The sequence below is a fragment of the Pseudarthrobacter sp. MDT1-22 genome, assembly GCF_054511035.1.
Genome location: NZ_JBTNDK010000019.1, coordinates 1 through 18,703, shown reverse-complemented (window position 1 = coordinate 18,703; position 18,703 = coordinate 1). Strand labels below are relative to the sequence as shown.

24 protein-coding genes are annotated in these 18,703 nt (G+C 65.4%); 19 read left to right on the top strand and 5 right to left on the bottom strand.

Annotation, left to right across the window (positions count from 1 at the left end; translation table 11 throughout):
- Positions 1-9: 9 nt before the first annotated feature.
- The 13 genes from folE (at position 10) to ACX80M_RS14785 (ending at position 9,231) form a co-directional block, all read left to right on the top strand.
- Positions 10-654 carry a GTP cyclohydrolase I FolE gene (folE, locus tag ACX80M_RS14845; RefSeq protein WP_252601775.1) on the top strand — a complete coding sequence of 215 codons (645 nt, stop codon included), beginning with the start codon at positions 10-12 and terminating at the stop codon, positions 652-654.
- A 10-nt stretch (positions 655-664) separates the two neighbouring features.
- Entirely contained in the window at positions 665-1,585 is a 921-nt protein-coding gene (gene folP / locus ACX80M_RS14840; RefSeq protein ID WP_252610910.1) for a dihydropteroate synthase, read from the top strand.
- 11 nt (positions 1,586-1,596) lie between these two features.
- Positions 1,597-1,998, top strand: a complete 402-nt coding sequence (gene folB, locus ACX80M_RS14835) for a dihydroneopterin aldolase (protein WP_459309905.1) — start codon at positions 1,597-1,599, stop codon at positions 1,996-1,998.
- A complete protein-coding gene (folK, locus tag ACX80M_RS14830; protein ID WP_252601766.1) occupies positions 1,995-2,534 on the top strand; it encodes a 2-amino-4-hydroxy-6-hydroxymethyldihydropteridine diphosphokinase in 540 nt (179 codons plus the stop codon). Before folB ends, folK begins: the two co-directional genes overlap by 4 nt.
- A gap of 3 nt (positions 2,535-2,537) precedes the next feature.
- Entirely contained in the window at positions 2,538-3,071 is a 534-nt protein-coding gene (locus ACX80M_RS14825; RefSeq protein ID WP_252601763.1) for a DUF3180 domain-containing protein, read from the top strand.
- Positions 3,052-3,564, top strand: a complete 513-nt coding sequence (locus ACX80M_RS14820; protein WP_104060168.1) for a PH domain-containing protein — start codon at positions 3,052-3,054, stop codon at positions 3,562-3,564. The genes ACX80M_RS14825 and ACX80M_RS14820 overlap by 20 nt, the downstream gene beginning before the upstream one ends.
- Entirely contained in the window at positions 3,561-5,126 is a 1,566-nt protein-coding gene (locus ACX80M_RS14815) for a PH domain-containing protein (protein ID WP_459309904.1), read from the top strand. Before ACX80M_RS14820 ends, ACX80M_RS14815 begins: the two co-directional genes overlap by 4 nt.
- Positions 5,119-6,009, top strand: a complete 891-nt coding sequence (locus ACX80M_RS14810) for a Rossmann-like and DUF2520 domain-containing protein (RefSeq protein WP_252601757.1) — start codon at positions 5,119-5,121, stop codon at positions 6,007-6,009. The genes ACX80M_RS14815 and ACX80M_RS14810 overlap by 8 nt, the downstream gene beginning before the upstream one ends.
- Before the next feature lies 1 nt (position 6,010).
- A complete protein-coding gene (locus tag ACX80M_RS14805) occupies positions 6,011-6,937 on the top strand; it encodes a 4-phosphopantoate--beta-alanine ligase (RefSeq protein ID WP_252610919.1) in 927 nt (308 codons plus the stop codon).
- A 292-nt stretch (positions 6,938-7,229) separates the two neighbouring features.
- Entirely contained in the window at positions 7,230-7,451 is a 222-nt protein-coding gene (locus tag ACX80M_RS14800) for a hypothetical protein (RefSeq protein WP_252610921.1), read from the top strand.
- 13 nt (positions 7,452-7,464) lie between these two features.
- Positions 7,465-7,689 (top strand): hypothetical protein, encoded by a 225-nt coding sequence (locus tag ACX80M_RS14795; RefSeq protein WP_459309903.1) that lies wholly within the window; start codon positions 7,465-7,467, stop codon positions 7,687-7,689.
- Between the two features lie 126 nt (positions 7,690-7,815).
- A complete protein-coding gene (locus ACX80M_RS14790; protein ID WP_459309902.1) occupies positions 7,816-8,511 on the top strand; it encodes a GAF and ANTAR domain-containing protein in 696 nt (231 codons plus the stop codon).
- 9 nt (positions 8,512-8,520) lie between these two features.
- Complete coding sequence (locus ACX80M_RS14785; protein ID WP_252601747.1) at positions 8,521-9,231, top strand: GAF and ANTAR domain-containing protein; 711 nt, start codon at positions 8,521-8,523, stop codon at positions 9,229-9,231.
- A gap of 9 nt (positions 9,232-9,240) precedes the next feature.
- On the opposite strand, the gene ACX80M_RS14780 is transcribed toward ACX80M_RS14785, so the two are convergent.
- Positions 9,241-9,522 carry a hypothetical protein gene (locus tag ACX80M_RS14780; RefSeq protein ID WP_252601745.1) on the bottom strand — a complete coding sequence of 94 codons (282 nt, stop codon included), beginning with the start codon at positions 9,520-9,522 and terminating at the stop codon, positions 9,241-9,243.
- 127 nt (positions 9,523-9,649) lie between these two features.
- Between ACX80M_RS14780 and ACX80M_RS14775 the strand changes: the two genes are divergently transcribed.
- Positions 9,650-10,282, top strand: a complete 633-nt coding sequence (locus ACX80M_RS14775) for a TetR/AcrR family transcriptional regulator (protein WP_252601742.1) — start codon at positions 9,650-9,652, stop codon at positions 10,280-10,282.
- 119 nt (positions 10,283-10,401) lie between these two features.
- Here ACX80M_RS14775 and ACX80M_RS14770 read toward each other — a convergent pair whose 3' ends face one another.
- Positions 10,402-11,223, bottom strand: coding sequence for a serine hydrolase (locus ACX80M_RS14770; protein WP_459309901.1), 822 nt, complete (start codon positions 11,221-11,223; stop codon positions 10,402-10,404).
- Positions 11,224-11,535: 312 nt separating this feature from the next.
- Here ACX80M_RS14770 and ACX80M_RS14765 point away from each other — a divergent pair, with 312 nt between their 5' ends.
- Positions 11,536-12,999: a DHA2 family efflux MFS transporter permease subunit gene (locus ACX80M_RS14765; RefSeq protein ID WP_459309900.1), complete on the top strand. Its 1,464-nt coding sequence runs from the start codon at positions 11,536-11,538 to the stop codon at positions 12,997-12,999.
- 89 nt (positions 13,000-13,088) lie between these two features.
- On the opposite strand, the gene ACX80M_RS14760 is transcribed toward ACX80M_RS14765, so the two are convergent.
- From ACX80M_RS14760 to ACX80M_RS14750, 3 genes are read right to left on the bottom strand one after another with little or no spacing between them, the layout of a single operon-like run.
- Positions 13,089-13,919 carry an alpha/beta fold hydrolase gene (locus ACX80M_RS14760; protein WP_252610929.1) on the bottom strand — a complete coding sequence of 277 codons (831 nt, stop codon included), beginning with the start codon at positions 13,917-13,919 and terminating at the stop codon, positions 13,089-13,091.
- 34 nt (positions 13,920-13,953) lie between these two features.
- On the bottom strand, positions 13,954-14,817 hold the full coding sequence (locus ACX80M_RS14755) for an alpha/beta fold hydrolase (RefSeq protein WP_256471135.1): 864 nt from the start codon (positions 14,815-14,817) through the stop codon (positions 13,954-13,956).
- A 38-nt stretch (positions 14,818-14,855) separates the two neighbouring features.
- Entirely contained in the window at positions 14,856-15,740 is an 885-nt protein-coding gene (locus ACX80M_RS14750) for an alpha/beta fold hydrolase (protein ID WP_252601726.1), read from the bottom strand.
- Positions 15,741-15,807: 67 nt separating this feature from the next.
- Between ACX80M_RS14750 and lysS the strand changes: the two genes are divergently transcribed.
- The 4 genes from lysS to ACX80M_RS14730 form a co-directional block, all read left to right on the top strand.
- Complete coding sequence (gene lysS, locus ACX80M_RS14745; protein ID WP_252614478.1) at positions 15,808-17,340, top strand: lysine--tRNA ligase; 1,533 nt, start codon at positions 15,808-15,810, stop codon at positions 17,338-17,340.
- A gap of 2 nt (positions 17,341-17,342) precedes the next feature.
- Positions 17,343-17,522 carry a hypothetical protein gene (locus ACX80M_RS14740; RefSeq protein ID WP_252601721.1) on the top strand — a complete coding sequence of 60 codons (180 nt, stop codon included), beginning with the start codon at positions 17,343-17,345 and terminating at the stop codon, positions 17,520-17,522.
- A gap of 145 nt (positions 17,523-17,667) precedes the next feature.
- Entirely contained in the window at positions 17,668-17,997 is a 330-nt protein-coding gene (locus ACX80M_RS14735; protein WP_104060154.1) for a histone-like nucleoid-structuring protein Lsr2, read from the top strand.
- 323 nt (positions 17,998-18,320) lie between these two features.
- Positions 18,321-18,703 (top strand): hypothetical protein (locus ACX80M_RS14730; RefSeq protein WP_459309899.1); only part of this gene is annotated, 383 nt, incomplete at its 3' end.

The following is an 18,703-nucleotide window of genomic DNA, read 5'->3' as shown; positions in this document are numbered from 1 at the left end:
CTTTCTTCTGTGACTCACTTCGACGACGACGACGCTCCCGCCTCCGCCGGACACCCGGCGGAGGACGGATCCCACCACAAAAAGCACGAGAAAGTGGACCGGCCCCGGATTGAGGCGGCCGTCCGTGAAATCCTCCTGGCCATCGGGGAGGACCCGGACCGCGGCGGCCTTGTGGACACCCCCAGGCGGGTGGCCAAGGCCTACGCTGAGGTGTTCTCAGGGTTGCACCTTGATCCTGCGGACGTCCTTTCCACCACCTTCGACCTGGACCACGAAGAACTGGTCCTGGTCAAGGACATCCCGTTCTACTCAACGTGCGAGCACCACCTGGTGCCGTTCCACGGGGTTGCCCACGTCGGCTACATTCCCTCCCACGAGGGCAAAGTGACCGGACTCAGCAAGCTGGCGCGCCTCGTGGATATCTACGCCCGGCGCCCCCAGGTGCAGGAGCGCCTCACCACGCAGATCGTCGAAGCAATGGTCAGCCACCTCAAGCCGCGTGGCGCGATTGTCGTTGTCGAATGCGAACACATGTGCATGTCCATGCGCGGTGTCCGCAAGCCCGGAGCAAAGACCGTCACCAGCGCGGTCCGCGGGCAGCTTCATGACCCGGCCACCCGTGCCGAAGCCATGAGCCTCATCCTCGGAAGGTAAGTAACAGACCATGGACTCACTCGCTGCAGCCCCGGGAACCGGGCCCGCAACATCTCCGCTGCCCATCCTGCGCAAACCGCGCCCGGCCGCGAAATTCGCGGACCTGCCCACCGGCCGCACCCTGGTCATGGGCATCCTGAACGTCACCCCGGACTCCTTCAGCGACGGCGGAAAGCATGCGACGGCGGACACCGCCATCGCGGCGGGCCTGCGGATGTTCTACGCCGGAGCGGACATCATCGACGTCGGCGGCGAATCGACGCGCCCCGACGCGGAGGACGTCAGCCCGGAGGAAGAACAGCGCCGGGTGATCCCCGTCATCGAAGCCCTGGTCAAAGCGGGCGCCCTGGTCAGCATCGACACCACCCACGCCGCCACGGCAGCTGCTGCCCTGAAGGCCGGCGCCGCCATCATCAACGACGTTTCCGGGCTGACCATCGAGCCGGAGATGGCCGAGCTCGTAGCCGCGTCCAAAGTGCCGTATGTCCTCACGCACCGCCGCGGCGACGCCCGCACCATGAACTCGCTGGCCGAATACCAGGATGTGGCCGGCGAAGTGGTGGCTGAACTGGCCGGCGTCCGCGACAAGCTCTACGCAGCCGGGGTGAGCAAAGAGCAGATCATCGTTGACCCGGGCCTGGGCTTCGCCAAGAACGACGCCCAGAACTGGGAGCTCCTGCAGCACCTGGACCAGCTGGACAGCCTGGGGCACAAGGTCCTGGTGGCCGCCTCCCGCAAGCGCTTCCTGGGCACACTCCTCACAGTCGCCGGCAAGTCCGCCGCACCGGAGGAACGCGAGTCCGCCACGGCCGCCATCACCGCGATCAGCGCGTTCCGGGGGGCCTGGGCCGTCCGTGTGCACGACGTCGGTCCAAGCCTTGACGCCGTCAAGGTGGCCGCGCGGATGGCCGCCGCCCCTACCACCACCTAGGCCGGGCACCCATGGACAAGATCACGCTGAGCGGCGTCACCGCCGTCGGCCATCACGGCGTCTTCGATTTCGAGCGCCGCGAGGGCCAGCCGTTTGTGGTGGACGCCGTGCTGCACCTGGACTTCGCCAAAGCCGCAGTATCCGACAACGTCCGGGACACTGCCCACTACGGCGAAGTGGCTGAGCGGATCAAGGACTGGATCACCGGGGAGCCGCTGAACCTGATCGAGGCCCTGGCCGTCCGGATCGCCGATGGCCTGCTCGCAGAATTCAGCATCCAGGCCGTGGACATCACCGTCCACAAGCCCAAGGCGCCCATCGAGGTGCCCTTCGGCGATGTGGCTGTCAGCGTGCACCGGAACAGGACACACAGTGCCTGGCAAGAAGCGCGGCAGGACGGGCAGCGGTCATGAGCTCCGGGTACACCAAAGCCGTCCTTGCCCTCGGCAGCAACCTGGGCGAGCGGAACGACACCCTGTCCGAGGCCGTTGCTGACCTGGTGGACCCGCCGGAGGTGCGCCTGCAGGCCGTTTCCCCGGTGGTGCAGACCAAAGCCGTTGGCGGCCCGGCCGGCCAGCCAGACTTCCTGAACATGATCATCACCGTGGAAACCACGTTGTCCCCGGCGGAGCTGCTGAAGCACTGCCAGGCGGTGGAAAACAAGCACCTCCGCGTTCGTGAAGTGCGCTGGGGACCCCGGACACTCGACGTCGACATCATCACCTACGGCGACCTCACCAGTGACGACCCGGTGCTGACCCTGCCGCACCCGCGTGCCGCCGGACGCGCCTTTGTGCTGTATCCGTGGTCCCTCATCGAGCCGGCGGCAACCCTGGGCGGGGAACGCATCAGCGAGCTGGCCACCCGCGCCCCCGATTTTGGCGACCTCGCCCCGTTCGACGGTTTCGGCGATTACGACGGCGTCCCCACAGCCGGGGCGGTCGAGTAACCAGTGAAGCCCATCAACCCTGTCCGCCTGCTGCTGATCGGCCTGGTCCTGACCGTGGCCGGCTGGTCGGCCACCGTGGTGACCACGCGCTACAGCATGGCCACGCCGGTTCTTCCGGCCACCGCGCTGGCCACCATGGGCGTGATTGTTGCCATCACACTGGTTCTTGGCATCCGCGTGCTCCGGTGGCGCAACAGCACCAAACGCAAGAAGGCGCTGGACCCGATCCTTGCCGCCAGGACCCTGGTGCTCGCCCAGGCGTGCGCCTACGCGGGCACCGTCCTGTTGGGCTGGCACGCGGGGATCTTCCTGGACCAGCTGCGCATCTGGAACCTGCGCAGCGACCAGGACATCACCTGGGTGGCAATCGCGATCGCTGCCGGCGGTCTGGTGATGATCGTCGTCGGCCTGCTGGTGGAGCGGTTCTGCAAGATCCCGCCCGAAGACACCGATGCAACGCCCGGTGAGGGGAAACCCGGCCGCGGGGTACGCGGCGAAGCCGCAGGGGAAGGCGAATATGCGTACAGAGGCGATTGATCCGCCGGGCATTACCTGGCAGCGGGTATCCCCGAAATACGTCACGGTGCGGCTGGTGCAGTGGGCCATAGGGAATCTGGTCACGGTGGTCGTCCTGAGCCTGCCCCTCGTTCTTGTCCTGCTCGGCTGGTGGCGCTGGCCCCCGCTGTGGCTGGCTATCACCGTCCCGGCGGTGACTCTGGTTCTGGCCATCTGGCGGCTGCTGCTGATTCCGCGCCAGGTGCGCGCCATCGGTTACGCCGAGCGCGACGATGACCTGCTGATCCGGGGCGGCATCTTTTTCCAACGGACCATGACGGTTCCCTACGGCCGCATGCAATACGTGGACATCGGCGTAGGCCCGGTGGAACGCGGGCTGGGACTCTGCACGCTCAAACTCCACACCGCCTCGCCCGGAACCAACGCCACCATCCCCGGCCTGCCCGCTGCGGAAGGGGCACGCCTGCGCGAGCAGCTCGCCGCCCGCGGTGAAGCGAGGCTGGCAGGGCTGTGACGTCAAACGTTCCGGAGGCCGGCGCACCGACTGCGGTTCCGGTGGCGCCCGACGGCGAGTGGCTGCGTGTGCACCCGGCGTCCCCATTTGTGCGCGGCTGGGTGGCCCTGGCGGCCATCGGTTTCTTCTTCGGGCGGGACTTTTTCGAACGGTTGCTGCAAGGCCGTCCTCTGTTCGAGGAGGACTTCGCCGGCCGGGCACCCTGGCTGGTGGCCGGCGGCGGCATCGTCCTTGTGGTGACCGTGCTGGGCTTCATCTTGACCTGGTACTTCACCAAGTACCAGGTCGCCGAAGGGTACGTCCGGGTCAACTCCGGCTTCCTCTTCCACCAGCAGCGCCAGGCCCGGCTGGACCGCGTCCAGGCCATCGACATCGTGCAGCCCCTCCTGGCCAGGATCTTCGGCCTCGCCGAACTCAAGTTCGAGGTGGCCGACGCCGGTGAATCGGCCGTCAAACTGGCGTACCTGCGGATGGACGATGCCCGCCAGCTCCGGGCCACCATCCTGGCACGGGCCGCAGGCGTGGTCCCGGACCCGTCCCGGCCGCAGGGGGCCGCGCCCGAGGCGCCCGAATGTCCGGTGCTCTCCGTGCCGCCGTCGCGCCTTATCGGTTCCCTGCTGCTCAGTGAGCAGAGCTTTTTTGTGGTGGTGGGCGGCATCGCCGCCGTGATCCTGTCCGCCGTGACGGACAACCGGAGCTTCTTTTTCTACCTGATCCCGGCGGTGCTGGGCCTCGCAGCCAGCTACTGGGGCTTCTTTAACAAGGGCTACAACTTCACCGCCGCCATTTCGCCGGACGGGATCCGGCTCCGCTACGGGCTCTTGGACACGCAGGCGCAGACGCTGCCCCCGGGCAGGGTCCAGGCGCTGAAAGTGGCACAGTCCCCACTATGGCGGATGTTCGGCTGGTACCGGATCCAGGTCAACGTGGCCGGGTACGGCGCAGTCGGGAGCAACGGCGAGACAGCGTCCCGGACCACACTGCTGCCCGTAGGCAAGCTGCCCGACGTGATGTCCATGCTCGCGCTCGTGCTGCCGGATCCCGGCACACCAGAGCCCGGCCGGACCTTCGCTGCCGGGCTCACGGGGCTGGATTCCGACGGCGGATTTGTCACCACGCCGCACCGCGGCAGGTTCCTCGCGCCGCTGGGCTGGCGCCGCAATGGCTTCGCCACCACTGACACCGCCCTGCTGATCCGCTCGGGCCGGTGGTGGCGGGAACTGGTGGTGGTCCCGCACCAGCGCACCCAGTCAATGGCACTGCACCAGGGTCCGCTCGCCCGGCGGTTCCGTGTGGCGGACCTTGTCCTGCACACCACGGCGGGGCCGGTCTCGCCACGGCTCACCCAGGCCGGACTTGACGAGGCCCGGGGCCTTTTTGATGCCCAGTCCGCCCGCGCCCGGCTCGCCCGCAAGCGGCAGACCAGTGAACAATGGCTGGCAACGGTGGCGCCCGCTCCGGTGGCTGAGCCAGCTCCGGTGATTGAGCCTGTCGAACCCGCTAGTCCGGTGGTTGGGCCTGCCGAAACCAGACCCCCACAGGAAGGCCCGCAACGTGGCTAAGCCCGGGCGCCTTGGCGTCGGAATCATCGGTGCCGGGAAAGTGGGCGCCGTCCTTGGTGCGGCGTTGCGCTCAGCCGAGCACGCCGTCGTCGGGGTTTCTGCGGTGTCCGAGGCCAGCCGTGAACGGGCGGAGACGCTGCTGCCCGGCGTGCCCATCCTGGAGATCCAGGAGATTGTGGAACGGTCTGAACTGGTGCTTCTGGCCGTGCCCGACGACGCCTTGGCCGGACTGGTGGACGGACTCGCCAAACTCGGGGCGTGGCAGCCCGGACAGATTGTGGCGCACACCTCGGGCAGGTTCGGCGTGGGGGTGCTTCGCCCGGTGCGCGCCGCCGGAGCCATCCCCCTTGCACTGCACCCCGCCATGACGTTCACGGGGATGAGCCTGGACCTGACACGACTGCTGGATTGCACCTTTGGCGTGACCGCTGATGCCGCGATGCTGCCCATTGCCCAGGCGCTAGTGGTGGAGATGGGTGCCGAACCCGTGGCCATCGCGGAGGGGGACCGGACGCTTTATCACACGGCCCTCGCCCATGGCTCGAACCATATGGTCACCCTGGTGGCGCAGGCTTCGCAGCTGCTCCGCGACGTTGGCGTCGACGCGCCGGAGCGGATGCTGGGGCCTTTGCTGCGGGCCACGCTGGAGAACGCGCTCGCTTCCGGCGAATCGGCGCTGACCGGGCCGGTGGCCCGCGGCGATGTGGGGACAGTGGCGGCCCACGCCGAGGCGTTAAGGGAGTACGACGCCGGTGCTCACGGCGATGTGCTGGAGGCTTACGTCGCCATGGCCCGTGCCACGGCACGGCGGGCCAGCAGCCGGGGGCTGCTCAAAGAGGATCAAGTGGGGGCCCTCCGCGCGGCCCTGGAAGAGGGAAACTGACATGGCCACGCAACTGGTGACAACGGCCGCAGAGCTCAGGGAGGCGAGTGCCCGGCTGCTCGCACAGAAGGCGGGCAGGTCCCAGGGCCTGGTGCCCACCATGGGCGCGCTGCATGAAGGCCACGCCCGGCTGGCGCGCACCGCCGTCGAACAGAACGACGTAGTGGTGGCGTCCATCTTTGTGAACCCGCTCCAGTTCGGCGATGCGGTGGATCTGGACCGGTACCCGCGCACGCTCGACGCCGATCTTGCCCTGCTTGAGGAACAGGGCGTGGACCTCGTGTTTGCGCCTCCGGTGGAAGAGGTCTATCCCGGCGGCGAGCCGCTGGTCCGCGTGACCGCCGGCACCCTGGGGGAAAAGTGGGAAGGCGCCACACGGCCGGGCCATTTCGACGGGGCCCTCACCGTGGTTGCCAAGCTGCTGCACTACGGCATCCCCGGCGCAGGGCTTCCACCGGCCGGTGCTTTTGCCTCAGGCGGCGGGGGACTGCCGGCCTATCGGGCCTATTTCGGGCAAAAGGACGCCCAGCAGCTGGCGCTGGTGCGCCGTATGGTGGCGGACCTGAATTTCCCCGTCGAAATTGTTGCCGTGCCCACCGTCCGGTCCGCGGACGGGCTGGCCCTTTCCAGCCGCAACCGGTTCCTCTCCGCAGAGGAGCGCGAGGCCGCCCTGGTGTTGTCACGGGCGCTGCGGCTCCTGGCGGAGCGGGCAACTGCCCACCAGCCGCTTGATCTGGAATCGGCCCGGGCCATGGTTGAATCGCAGTCGTTGGTGGGACTGGACTACTTCGACGTCGTGGATCCGCTCACCCTTGAGCCGCTGGCCGAGAACTGCCGGAAAGTCCCGTTCCGCGGCGAAGGCCTGGCTCTCATCGCCGCCAAGGTGGGGCCGGTCCGGCTGATCGACAACGTGCCGCTGAGCAGCTGACATGTAGGGTCCGCTTCCGGGGCGCGCAAGGCCTCGGATTCCTGTCCGTCTGTCTCGGCATGGGCTATGCTGAACTTGTTGCCCCAGACCCTGGCATCGCCTTATGTCGGCGTACTCCAGGAGGACAAATTTCACGCAGGGCACCCCAAACTTCTTCCGCAGTTATCCTCGGCCTTTTGTGTTGCCCGGCTCCTGTCTGCCCGGCGCAGCCGCATACACGGCAAGCGGGATGCTCGCGTGTATTCCCTATCCCCGTGGCCTACCGGCCACGCTCAAGTCAGGAGCGAATCCAATGATCCGCACAATCGATGACGGGCTGTCCTATCTCGTCAAAGTGAATCACGCGTCCGTCCTGGACGACTATTTGAATTCGGCCGTTGACATGGCCCGCCAGTTTGCCTCCAGCACTGGCCTGTGCGGGATTCTGGTAACCCGCCACGCACACGACACCTATACCGTTATGGTCAGCGAGGCCGTACTTTTCGGCGAGACCCGTGAGCGCCACGATCCCTAAGGTGGAGGGGGCGATGGCCAACCACGTCGCAGCTGACGGATTCACGCCGATCGGATGGCAGGCCTACGAAATTATCTACTCGATCTTGGAGGACCCGGCACCGGATCTGGCTGACGTCAAATGGCGCCTTCGCAGGTGTGTGGCCGCCCACCCGGGCGCACCGGAACGGGCGTTGCGTGACCACCTGATGGTCACCTCAGAGATGGCCAATGCCAACGGACAGGAAGGGCCGGACTGAGGCCCGGTCGGCGACGACGGGCGGGTTCGCCGCAATCTGTATCCTTGAAGTGACAACTCCGCCGTTCCGGTTCAGCCTGCCGCCGGATCTTTCACTGCGGGATGATTCAGGGATCAGAGGCTCACCATGGACATTGCACCCGATATGGTTGCCGGTGACCAGAACGTGTGTGCTCCATATCTGGAGAAGCTGCCCATAACGGGTGCCGCGGTGTCCCTCTTCGGCGGCTCTGCCGCGGAGACCCTGGTCTCCGCCAGCGACGAACTCGCCGCCCGCCTGGACGAACTGCAGTTCAACCTCGGCGAAGGCCCGCGGTGGCGGGCCCACAAGACCCGCTTGCCCGTGCTGATCCCCGACGCACAGTCCACAGCCGACGACGAATGGCCCATGTTCCGGCAGGCGATCGCCGGGACGGACGCAGCCGCGCTGTTCGTTTTTCCACTCACAGTAGGCGCGATGGACCTCGGTGTTGTTGAGCTGTATCACGCCGTTCGTGGAAACCTGAACCGGTCGGACCAGTCGATGGCGGCCGTACTTGCCGGGCAGACTTCCTGGTACCTCCTGCGCAAGATCCTGAGCCTCAGCTCAACGGATACGGATCCAGCCCTGGAGCCGGCGCTTATGTCGCGCCGCGAGATCCACCAGGCCACCGGGATGGTACTGGCGCAGTCTGATGCTACGGCAGCGGAATCCTTGCTTTTGTTGCGTGCCTACGCTTTTGCCAATGACCTCACGTTGGGGGAGACGGCCGCCGCTGTGCTCGAAAGAAGGCTCAGCTTCGACACCGACAAGGGTGGGGCCAGCGGATCTGCCCTGCAGTAAAATAGGGCCATGGTAACCAGTACCCGCGCCGAGCGCGCCAGTGCGGCGTTCGTCAAGCTCACTGACACGCTGGTGGCCGACTACGACGTCGTGGATCTTCTGCATATCCTGGTGGAGGAATCCGTGGGTCTCCTTGACGTCGCAGCCGCGGGTCTGTTGCTTGCCGATCCCAGCGGAGAACTGCAGGTTGTCGCATCCACCAGCGAGCAGAGCCAACTCGTCGAGGTGCTCCAGCTTCAAGCCGGAGCCGGTCCCTGCGTTGAGTGCTACGTGACAGGGTCGGCAGTCTCAGTGGACGACATTGCCGGGCTTACCAAGTGGCTGGGTTTTCGCCAAGCCGCGCTGTCGCAGGGCTTCCGCTCCGTGCATGCTGTGCCCATGCGCGTTCACGGCAGGATTATCGGGGCCATGGGTCTGTTCGGGGCCCGGGAGGGTTTCCTGACTGCAGAGGATGCCGCGATCGGCCAGGCCCTTGCCGACGTCGCCACTATCAGCCTTATGCAGGAACGCACCATCAGGGAAGCGGTACTGGTCAACGAGCAGCTGCAGCTGGCATTGAACACCCGGGTGCTGATTGAGCAGGCCAAGGGCGTCATTGCCCATACCGCCGGGGTGGACATGGACGCGGCATTCAACCTGCTGCGGAACCATGCCCGCGCCAACAGCCAGAGCCTGCACATGACCGCCGGGCGCATTGTGGACCGCAGCCTCACGTTGTAAGGCAGGCTGTTACTGCGTTGATTCACCCTGCGGGTCGCGGTTGAGCATCAGCTGTTCAAGGAGTGCACGTTCGGGCTTGCCCGGGTTCTGGGCGACGCAGCGGCGCAACCTGGCCCGGGCCAGCTCCTCGCCGGGAGCCGTTCCGCGGAGCACTTCATCAATGATTTCCTGCGCCTGCCACCGCAAGGATTCCCGCGCGAAGTGCCGGACCTCGGCGGACGCATCGGTGCTTTCTATCCAGGGGTCAGTGTCGCCACACGGGATAAAATCGAACGTTCGCTCTGCTGACATCGGGGCCTCCTTGCGCCAGGCCGACGGGCTTTAGAGGGTCCCGCCGGCGTCATCGCACTGCGTCTGGGAAAAACACTACAGCGAGTAAGACCGGTCTGTCTGCGCCTTGGAGTAAACTATTCGTACGATGATTTCCGATGCAGACCACACTGCAGAACCCGCGCTGTCTCCTGCGGAGTTAGCCGCCGAGGCGCCATTTCTTCCTGCCGATTCCCGGGGCCGGATCCTTGCAGTAGCCTACGAACTGTTTTCCCGCCGCGGTGTGCGGGACGTGGGGGTTAACGAACTGATCGAACGTTCCGGCGTGGCAAAGGCAACTTTTTACCGGCACTTCCCGTCCAAGGATGCACTGGTCTTGGCGTTCCTGGAGCAGCGGGACCAGGTATGGACAGTTGATGCCATCGTTGGCCAGGCCAAACTGCGCGGCACTACCCCCACTGAACAGCTCCTTGCCATCTTCGACGTCTTCGGCGACTGGTTCCTGCGCGACGACTTCGAGGCCTGCTCCTTCATCAACATCCTGCTGGAAATGGGCCCGGCCCATCCGCTGGGCCAGGCCAGCATTGACTACCTGGCCAGGATCAGGGGCCATGTGCAGGCCCTCGCGGAGCAGGCCGGGCTGGACCGCCCCGAGGATTTCGCCCGGTCGTGGCACATCCTGATGAAGGGGTCCATCGTCTCAGCCACCGAAGGGGACACCCAAGCGGCCAAGCGGGCCCAGCAGATGGCCAGCTGGCTGATTGAGCACCACCGCAGCTGACCACCCGGCCTCACAGTCACTTAAGCCCCGGCGCGAGCGGACACTTAAGCCACCTGCCCACGAATGCTCCGTTCCCTCAATGCCGAGCGCCGGATTGCACGGAGTCAACAGCACCTTGCCTATCCCGCCGGAAAGAGCGTCCCGACGACTGCCCGCGTCAGATCGTGGATCATTTCGGTCCGTTCGGCCTCGTCGGTGCTATCGGCGCCTTCGGTGAAGATCACCAGCGCATACGTTGTCCCGCCATGTTCCAAAAGGGCTGCGTCATGGAGGTTTCCTCCAAGCTGGCCGTATTTGTGATAGACGGTAATGCCGGGCCCCGAGGCGGCGGGGATTAGTTCCTCGTTGTTGGTTTCCTGCATGTACCCCAGCAACTGCGCGGTATTGATGGGGTTAAGCAGCCGTCCGGCGTACAGCTTCGTCAGGACCTGGGCCACTTCCCCGGGAGTCAGCCGGTTGTCTTCGGGATCGTAGGCTATGCCAATCGAGGCGGCATACTGGATCAGCCGCTGGTAGCCGAGCCTGTCCATCAACAGAAGCCAGGAGTCATTGTTGCTGCTGTTGATCATGGACTTGAGCTGGAACGCGGCAGTGAAGTTCCCCAGCGTCTCATCGAGGCGCACTTCACCGGCCTCTACAAGCTTGAGATAGGCCGCTGCGGTGATGAGCTTGGCAGTGCTGGCCGCAGGATAGGCCGCCGTGTCGCCAAAAGTGCGGACCGGTCCGCCCGCTGTATCCGCGACGGCCACGCCAACGCGGAAGCCGGAGACCCTGCTGATAATCCTCGCGATGCTCCCGTCCTCGGCGCCTGCACCAACCGCGGCCATGGCGCCAACCGGCCCGGTCCCGGCGAAGGGGGCATTCACGGTTCCGGTGACGCCCTCAGAGCGGACCACGGCCGAAGTGACGGCAGCCAGCAAAACCATCAAAGCGGCAGCCACCGAAAGAACCAGGGACAACGGGCTTCGGCCAGCGCCGTGGTAGTGGCGGCCTGCCGGATATGCGGAGGAGTACGCGTCTAACTGGGGCTCCTGCCTGACCGCTTGCGCGGTCGAACATCACTAGAGGCCCCAGCCCCGACTCATAACTAAGTGCGCTGATTAAACCACACCGGCCAGCCAAAACGACCGCTCAGAAAAAGCCCGTGCCGAAGAAAATCCTGTTCGCCGGAATTACTCCGGCCGGTAGAGTGTTTGAACCTGCAGCGACGATGCTCGCGAGCCACTTCATTCTTACTCCCTGGGGGAACACCCATGTCTACAGAAGTCTCTTCGAACGCCTCCGGGCGGCCCGGGCCGGTTGCGGCGCCGAAGCCCGCGCCGGAGAAGATGTCCCGCGAATCGGTGACCATCATCGCCACCTTGCTCGTGGCGACCTTTGTGGTGATCCTGAACGAGACCATCATGAATGTTGCCCTGCAGCGGCTGATGGTTGACCTTGGCGTGGACGCGCCCACCGTCCAGTGGCTCTCCACCGGCTTTATGCTCACCATGGCCGTGGTCATCCCCACTACCGGGTTCATCCTCCAAGGCCTGTCCACGCGGGCCGTCTTTATGCTGGCCATGGGACTGTTCGCCGGCGGCACCGCCCTGGCCGCAGTGGCTCCCGGTTTTGAGATCCTGCTCCTGGCCCGCATCGTCCAGGCCGGCGGCACGGCCATCATGCTTCCGTTGCTGATGACCACCATCCTCACCCTCGTCCCGCTGGCCAAGCGCGGCGCTGTGATGGGCAACGTCAGTATCGCCATCTCCGTGGCACCGGCCATGGGGCCGACTGTCTCCGGGCTGATCCTGGAGCACTTCACCTGGCGCTTTATGTTCGTCTTTGTCCTGCCGGTCGCCCTGGCCGCGCTGGCCATCGGCGCCAAGTACCTGACGAACGTGGGCGAAACCGAGAAGACCAAGCTCGACTTCCTCTCCGTACTGCTTACAGTTCCTGCCTTCGGTGGCCTGGTGTACGGACTCAGCCAGATCGGCGGCGGCCAAAGTGGTCCGAGTGCCGTGGCCATCGCCGCGCTGGTCATCGGAGTCGCCAGCCTGACGGTCTTTGTGCTCCGCCAGCTCCGGCTGCAGAAGGCCGAAGCCCCGCTGCTGGACCTCCGCGCCTTCAACTTCAGGATGTTCACGGTCTCCGTCCTGCTGATGGTGGTGGCCATGATGGCGCTCTTCGGCGGCGTGATCCTGCTGCCGCTCTACCTGCAGGAAATCCGCGGCCTGGGGTCGCTGGAGACCGGGCTCGCGCTGCTTGCGGGCGGGCTGGCGATGGGCCTGCTGGGCCCGTTCATCGGCCGGCTGTTCGACAAAGTGGGCCCGCGGCCGCTCACCGTCACCGGTTCCATACTCATGGTGCTGGCGCTGTGGCAATTTTCAACGCTCGACGCCGGCACTCCGGTCTGGTGGATCGTCACCCTCCACGTGGGGCTGAGTTTCGGCCTGGCGCTGCTGTTCACCCCGGCATTTACCACCGGCCTGAACCCGCTGCCGCCGCATCTCTACTCGCACGGCTCGGCGATCATGAGCACCGCCCAGCAGGTAGCCGGCGCCGCCGGCACGGCGCTGCTGGTATCCATTTTCGCCGTCGTCTCGGCCGCGTCCGGCCTCGTTGCCGGCATGAGCGCAGCGTTCCTGACGGCAACCGTCATAGCCCTCGCCGCCGTCGTACTTTCCGCGATGATGCGCAAAACAGAAGGCGCCGCCCCGGGCCACGGCGTCCACTAGCGGACACCGCCAATCCAACGCGGGGTCACATTGCGCCCTTCCGGACCGCCGGATGGGGCGATAAGTGACCCGCGTTGGAGTGATGGAGGCTAGCCGGCGAAGAAGTCGCTCAGCTCGGTGATGAGCTTGTCCGGGGCGCGGAGGACGCCGTCGTGGCCGGCCCCCTGCAGGATGGTGTAGCTGGAGCCGGTCAGGATGTCGTGGATCTGGCCGCAGGCAACACCGAAGTACGCGGGGCTCTTCTCGCCCACAATAATCAGCGTTTCCAGGGGCAGTTCCAGGAAGGGCTCGGCTGGCATGTCCGCGGCGATGATCGCTTTGATTTCCCGGACGCCGGTGCGCATCAGTTCACGCTGCTGCTTGCCTACGTGGGTGCCGGCGGTGAGCTTGTTGGCGATGGTGAGCATGGACAGCGGCATCCGTGAGAAGGCGCCGGTCTCCAGGCCCTTGGTGAGCACGGCCAGGGCGCGGTCGTCGTCCCCGGCAGCCGTGGCGCGTTCGTATTCAGTGGTCCAGTCGGCCTTCACACTGTGGTTCACGGACACAGCCGGGTCATACACGGCCAGCCGCTCCACCGGAAGGGTCCGGGCCGCGTGCAGGGCCACCGCGCCGCCGAAGCTGTGGCCAAAGACGTCCGTGCTGGACGTGTGTTTCATAACGGCGTCCAGGTCCCGGATGTCCGCGTCCAGCGTGTAATCCTCGGCCTGCGGCGACGACGAACCCCGGCCCCTGCGGTTGAACGTGTGGACCGGGCGGCCCAAGGCGGCGCTGAGCTTCTGGGCGAACTTTGTGTAGTCGGCGGCGGTCACCATGGAGGCCGGGACCACAACCACGCCGGAGCCGGCGGACGCCAGTTCAGCACCCGTGGAGTAGAGCTCCAGCGTGCCGCCGTCGGGGGTCTTGATGTTCTCGCTCGTCATGATCCGAGCCTAGCCGAGCAACCTGCGGAAAGCCTTAGCCCCTGAAGTATTCCGCGATGTCAGTGACAAGTTCCTTCACCGCGGCGGGAATGGAGCCGTGGAAGCCCTTGGGTGAGAGCTCGAACGTGCTCCCCGGGACGGCAGCATGAAGGCGCTGGGCCGTGACCTTGTAGTAGCTCGGGCTCTTGCCGCCCACCATAAAGTGCGTGTTGGCGGGCAGGACGGCGAAGTTCCTGGCATGCTCGGCTTCGTCATACGCGGCGCGCAGTTCGCCCACGCCCGTGGGCATCAGCTCCCGGAGCATCTTGTTCACCTTCGTGCGGGACACCACGGCCATCAGCCCCGCAAGGACCGGCTCGGGGATCTTTGAAAGCGCAGTGCCCGGCTGCATGCCTTTTTTCATCCGGGCCATGGCATGCCCCACCTTGCCGGCGTTCACCGCAGCCTCGAAATCGTCCAGCCAGGACATGTCGACGCTGCCGTCGATGTTGACGGCCGCGTCGTAGACCGCCAGCTTGTCCGGTTCGTGCGGGGTGCCCGCGAACTCCTGGACGGCGTTCAGGGCAACCGATCCGCCGAGGCTGTGGCCCAGGATGTTGCGGGCGCCCGTGGCATCCATGACCGTGCGGACATCGGCGATCTCCGTGGCCATGGAGTAGTCGGCCGGCTGCTCGGTGGAGTTGCCCCTGCCGCGCCGGTCATAGACATCCACGGCCCACCCGTCGCCCAGCCCGTCGGCCAATGCCATCGAGAACGGCCGGTAGATCAGGGCGGTGAGGAATGCACCGCCGATGACCACTACCCGGCGCTCTCCCGGCGCATCCTCGGTTCCGTAGCTGTACAAAGCCAGCCTGCCGCCGTCGTGCGTGGGGACTTCCTGTTCTTTCACGCTCCTCATCCTAGGCGCGCGGCAAAGCTCCCCATCGGCGAAGCGACCTACCGGCGCCTCCCCAGCTTCCGGGCCTGGCCGTCGCTGCCGCTGATGAACCGGGCAATCCGTACGGCGAGCCCCTTGCCGGGACGGATGGGCCCCTCGTGCAGCTGGCCGGGGACCACCTGGAAGGTGATGGACGGCACGGCGGCCGCCAGTTGCCGCCCCGTCTCGGCAAAATACGCCGGACTCCAGCCGCCGCTGAGCATCAGGACGGGGGTGGTGAGGGCGGTGAAATGGTCCAGTTCGGCTTCGGCGTCGAGTACGGCACGCATTTCGGTGACGGCCGTGGGCAGCAGCTGGCGCATCTCCGCGCCCAGGTTGGTCCTGGCCGAGAGGATGCTCAGCATTCGCAGCGCGCCGAGCGGGAGGTAGGACAGCGGGCCCGCCGTGGCCAGGCCCTGGACCAGGTGCGCCCAGGCGTGGTTGAGCTGGCCCGCAGTGACGGCATCCTCAAGCTCCGGCCGCCAGCGGTGGCTCAGGTTTCCGGACAGCGACACCGCGGCGTCATAGGTCACCAGCCGGCCCACGGGCAGGGTCCGGGCCGCCTGCAGCGCCACGAAGCCGCCGTAGCTGTGGGCCACCACATCCGTCGCGCCGGTCTGGCGCATGACCGCCGCAAGGTCGCTGACCTCCGTCTCCACCGAATAGTCCGCCGGCTGCGGGGCTGACCCCGCCCTGCCGCGCCGGTTGTAGCAGTGCACCGGCCGGCCCAGCAGGACGCTGAGCTTCCGGGCAAAGGGCCGGTAGAGGGCGTCGGTGACCAAAGTTCCGTGGATGAGTACGACGCCGGGAGGTCCCGCCGTCGTCGGGTCCAGCCCTGCGGGGGTGCGGAAGGAGTGCACGTCGAGGCGCCCGCCGTCCTCCGCTTCAACTTTCCACGTCTCCACAGCCCGAGTCTATGCTTGGGCGTCCGCCGGGAGCCGGCAGCGCGAACTCCCGGTAAACTTGGGGATTGTGACTTCCCAAAACACCCCCACCCCAAAAAATGCCCCAGAGCCGCTCGACGCCAGCGAGCAGATGCGCATCCGCATGGACAAGCGAGCAAAGCTGATCGAGCGGGGCACCGAGGCATATCCGGTGGGTGTGGAACGCACGCATTCCCTCACGGAGATCCGCGAAAAGTACGCGCACCTTGAGGCTGACGACACCACGGGCGACGTTGTAGGCGTCACCGGCCGCGTGGTTTTTGTGCGCAATACAGGCAAGCTCTGCTTCGCCACGCTCCAGGAAGGCGGCGTTGACGGCAAGGGCACCCGGCTCCAGGCGATGCTCAGCCTGGCCAACGTGGGGGAGGAAGCGCTCGCGGACTGGAAGGCGCTGGTGGACCTCGGCGACCACGTGTTCATCAAGGGCGAAGTGATTTCCTCCCGCCGCGGCGAGCTGTCCGTGATGGCCGAGTCCTGGTCCATGGCCTCCAAAGCACTCCGTCCGTTGCCGGTGTTGCACGCGGAACTGAACGAGGAAACCCGCGTCCGCCAGCGCTACGTTGACCTGATGGTGCGCGACGAAGCCCGGGAAATGGTTTACACCCGCGCCGCGATTACCCGTTCCATCCGCGAGAGCCTGCACCGCCACAGCTATGTCGAGGTGGAAACCCCCATCCTGCAGCTGGTCCACGGCGGCGCCCTGGCCCGCCCGTTCGAGACGCACATGAACGCGTTCGACCAGAAGATGACCCTTCGCATTGCCACCGAGCTTTACCTCAAGCGTGCTGTCGTGGGCGGGATCGACCGCGTCTACGACATGGGCCGCGTCTTCCGCAACGAGGGTGTGGACTCCACCCACAGCCCCGAATTCACCACCCTTGAGTGCTACGAAGCATGGGCGGACCAGTTCGTCATGGCCGAGCGCATCAAGGAGATCATCCTCGACGCCGCTGACGCCGCGGGTGTGGGCCGAACCCTCCAGACGGAAGCCGGGGAAATCAACCTCGACGGCGACTGGGCCTGGGTTTCGGTCTACCCGGGACTGTCCGACGCCGTTGGCCAGGAAGTCACACCTGATACGTCGCTTGAGGTGCTGCGCGAAATCGCCCAAAAGCACGAGGTCAAGGTGGACCCGAAGTGGGACGCCGAGAAACTGGCCGTGGAACTGTTCGGCGAAATTGTGGAGCCCACACTGCTGAACCCCACGTTTGTGTACGACTACCCGCCGTCTGCCCAGCCGCTGGCCCGCCCGCACCGGGAGGACGGCCGGCTGATCGAAGCTTGGGACCTCATCATCGGCGGCATGGAACGCGGCACGGCCTTCTCCGAGCTGATCGACCCCGTCATCCAGCGTGAGCGGCTGACCGAACAGTCGCGGCACGCTGCTGCGGGCGATGTCGAGGCCATGCAGCTGGACGAGGACTTCCTGCGGGCCCTCGAATACGGCGCGCCGCCCATGGGCGGCATCGGTCTGGGTATTGACCGGCTGGTTATGTTGTTCACCGGCGCCGGTATCCGCGAAACCATCCTTTTCCCGCTTCTGAAGCCCGAAGGCCACTAATCATGGAATATGTAGCCGTACTGCTGCCGTCGCTCGTGGTTGGCCTGCTTTTCTGGTTCGCCATGAAATCCATCTTCAATGCCGATAAGTCCGAGCGGCAGGCGGAAAAGCGTGCCCAAGCCGAGGCGGACGCGCGTTCCACCGCGCCATTGAAGGAACAGAACCCGGAAACGGACAAATAGCTCGGAAGAGCTTTCTGCGGACTCCTGTGGATATCCACAGGAACGATCCGACGCTTTGACGCGTTGCCATAAAGAGGTTCATACTTTTAATAGGAACATCCTCATTTTCTGACAACCGAACCTTTCCAAGAGGAAGACATATTTAATGGCACAGAAAGTAAACATCATCCTCGTCGATGATCTGGATGGGGGATCTGCGGACGAGAACGTCCGTTTTGGCCTCGATGGGGTCAGCTACGAAATCGATCTGTCCTCGGCCAACGCGGCCGAGCTCCGTTCTGCCCTGGAGCGCTTTGTTGCTGCCGGGCGCAAGACCTCGGCCGGCAGAGCCACCCGCACCAAAGCGGTGGTAGGTCCCCGTACCAACGACTCCGCGCAGATCCGTCAATGGGCGCGGGATAACGGCTACACGGTTAACAGCCGCGGCCGAATTCAGGCTGAAATCCAGGAAGCCTACCAAAAGGCAAATTCCTGACCTACGCCTCTCCGACGGCGTATTAGGCCCTGTCTTCACCTTCGGGTGGGGGCAGGGTTTTTTGATGCCAATTTTGAATGCGCAAAGACGGGCTTGGGTATGCGCAAAATCCTTGCTGACTAACGGCCTCCGGTCGTACCGTTGGGCTAATCGTCGCGCAATTTCCTTGGGATGAGCCGGCGATTCGGTTTGAGCCTTCGGTCTGGGACGCCCGCTCGAATTCGCCCACTCGAATGTATACGCGGCGGGAGCCTGGAATGTCTGGAATTAGCGGGTCTCGGCGATTTACGGCAGTCCTGGCGACGCTGATTCTCCTGCTGGCTGTGCCTCTCGGCGCTCCGGCATTCGCGGATGATGAAGTGCGCTTAAGCGTCGTCCTGGATTCGACGGAACTCCTGGCCAGCATCAATGCGAGTCCGGGCCCCGCAATTGCCACCGACGTCACCTTTGAGGTCTTCAACGCCATTGATGGCGGCCTTGTGCTTGCGATCCCGCAAACGGCAAGTTCGGGCGTGGCAAGCACGTCGTTCGATCTGACAAATGGAACATACAGGATCAGGACCACCGCCGCAGGATTCCTTGAAAGCTGGTACACAGCATCTTCAGGCCCAGGACTCTGGACATGGGCTGATGCGGTGGAATGGCTTCCGCGTGATTCCGCTGATCTTGTTGCGGGCTGGCTGTTAATTTTCACCTGTTTGCGATA

Bases quoted from the DNA above. Each gene is read 5' to 3' on its own strand.
- folP (WP_252610910.1), top strand. From the start codon at position 665: ATGGACTCACTCGCTGCAGCCCCGGGAACCGGGCCCGCAACATCTCCG.
- folB (WP_459309905.1), top strand. From the start codon at position 1,597: ATGGACAAGATCACGCTGAGCGGCGTCACCGCCGTCGGCCATCACGGC.
- folK (WP_252601766.1), top strand. From the start codon at position 1,995: ATGAGCTCCGGGTACACCAAAGCCGTCCTTGCCCTCGGCAGCAACCTG.
- ACX80M_RS14820 (WP_104060168.1), top strand. From the start codon at position 3,052: ATGCGTACAGAGGCGATTGATCCGCCGGGCATTACCTGGCAGCGGGTA.
- ACX80M_RS14805 (WP_252610919.1), top strand. From the start codon at position 6,011: ATGGCCACGCAACTGGTGACAACGGCCGCAGAGCTCAGGGAGGCGAGT.
- ACX80M_RS14800 (WP_252610921.1), top strand. From the start codon at position 7,230: ATGATCCGCACAATCGATGACGGGCTGTCCTATCTCGTCAAAGTGAAT.
- ACX80M_RS14795 (WP_459309903.1), top strand. From the start codon at position 7,465: ATGGCCAACCACGTCGCAGCTGACGGATTCACGCCGATCGGATGGCAG.
- ACX80M_RS14790 (WP_459309902.1), top strand. From the start codon at position 7,816: ATGGACATTGCACCCGATATGGTTGCCGGTGACCAGAACGTGTGTGCT.
- ACX80M_RS14785 (WP_252601747.1), top strand. From the start codon at position 8,521: ATGGTAACCAGTACCCGCGCCGAGCGCGCCAGTGCGGCGTTCGTCAAG.
- ACX80M_RS14780 (WP_252601745.1), bottom strand. From the start codon at position 9,522: ATGTCAGCAGAGCGAACGTTCGATTTTATCCCGTGTGGCGACACTGAC.
- ACX80M_RS14775 (WP_252601742.1), top strand. From the start codon at position 9,650: ATGATTTCCGATGCAGACCACACTGCAGAACCCGCGCTGTCTCCTGCG.
- ACX80M_RS14765 (WP_459309900.1), top strand. From the start codon at position 11,536: ATGTCTACAGAAGTCTCTTCGAACGCCTCCGGGCGGCCCGGGCCGGTT.
- ACX80M_RS14760 (WP_252610929.1), bottom strand. From the start codon at position 13,919: ATGACGAGCGAGAACATCAAGACCCCCGACGGCGGCACGCTGGAGCTC.
- ACX80M_RS14755 (WP_256471135.1), bottom strand. From the start codon at position 14,817: ATGAGGAGCGTGAAAGAACAGGAAGTCCCCACGCACGACGGCGGCAGG.
- ACX80M_RS14740 (WP_252601721.1), top strand. From the start codon at position 17,343: ATGGAATATGTAGCCGTACTGCTGCCGTCGCTCGTGGTTGGCCTGCTT.
- ACX80M_RS14735 (WP_104060154.1), top strand. From the start codon at position 17,668: ATGGCACAGAAAGTAAACATCATCCTCGTCGATGATCTGGATGGGGGA.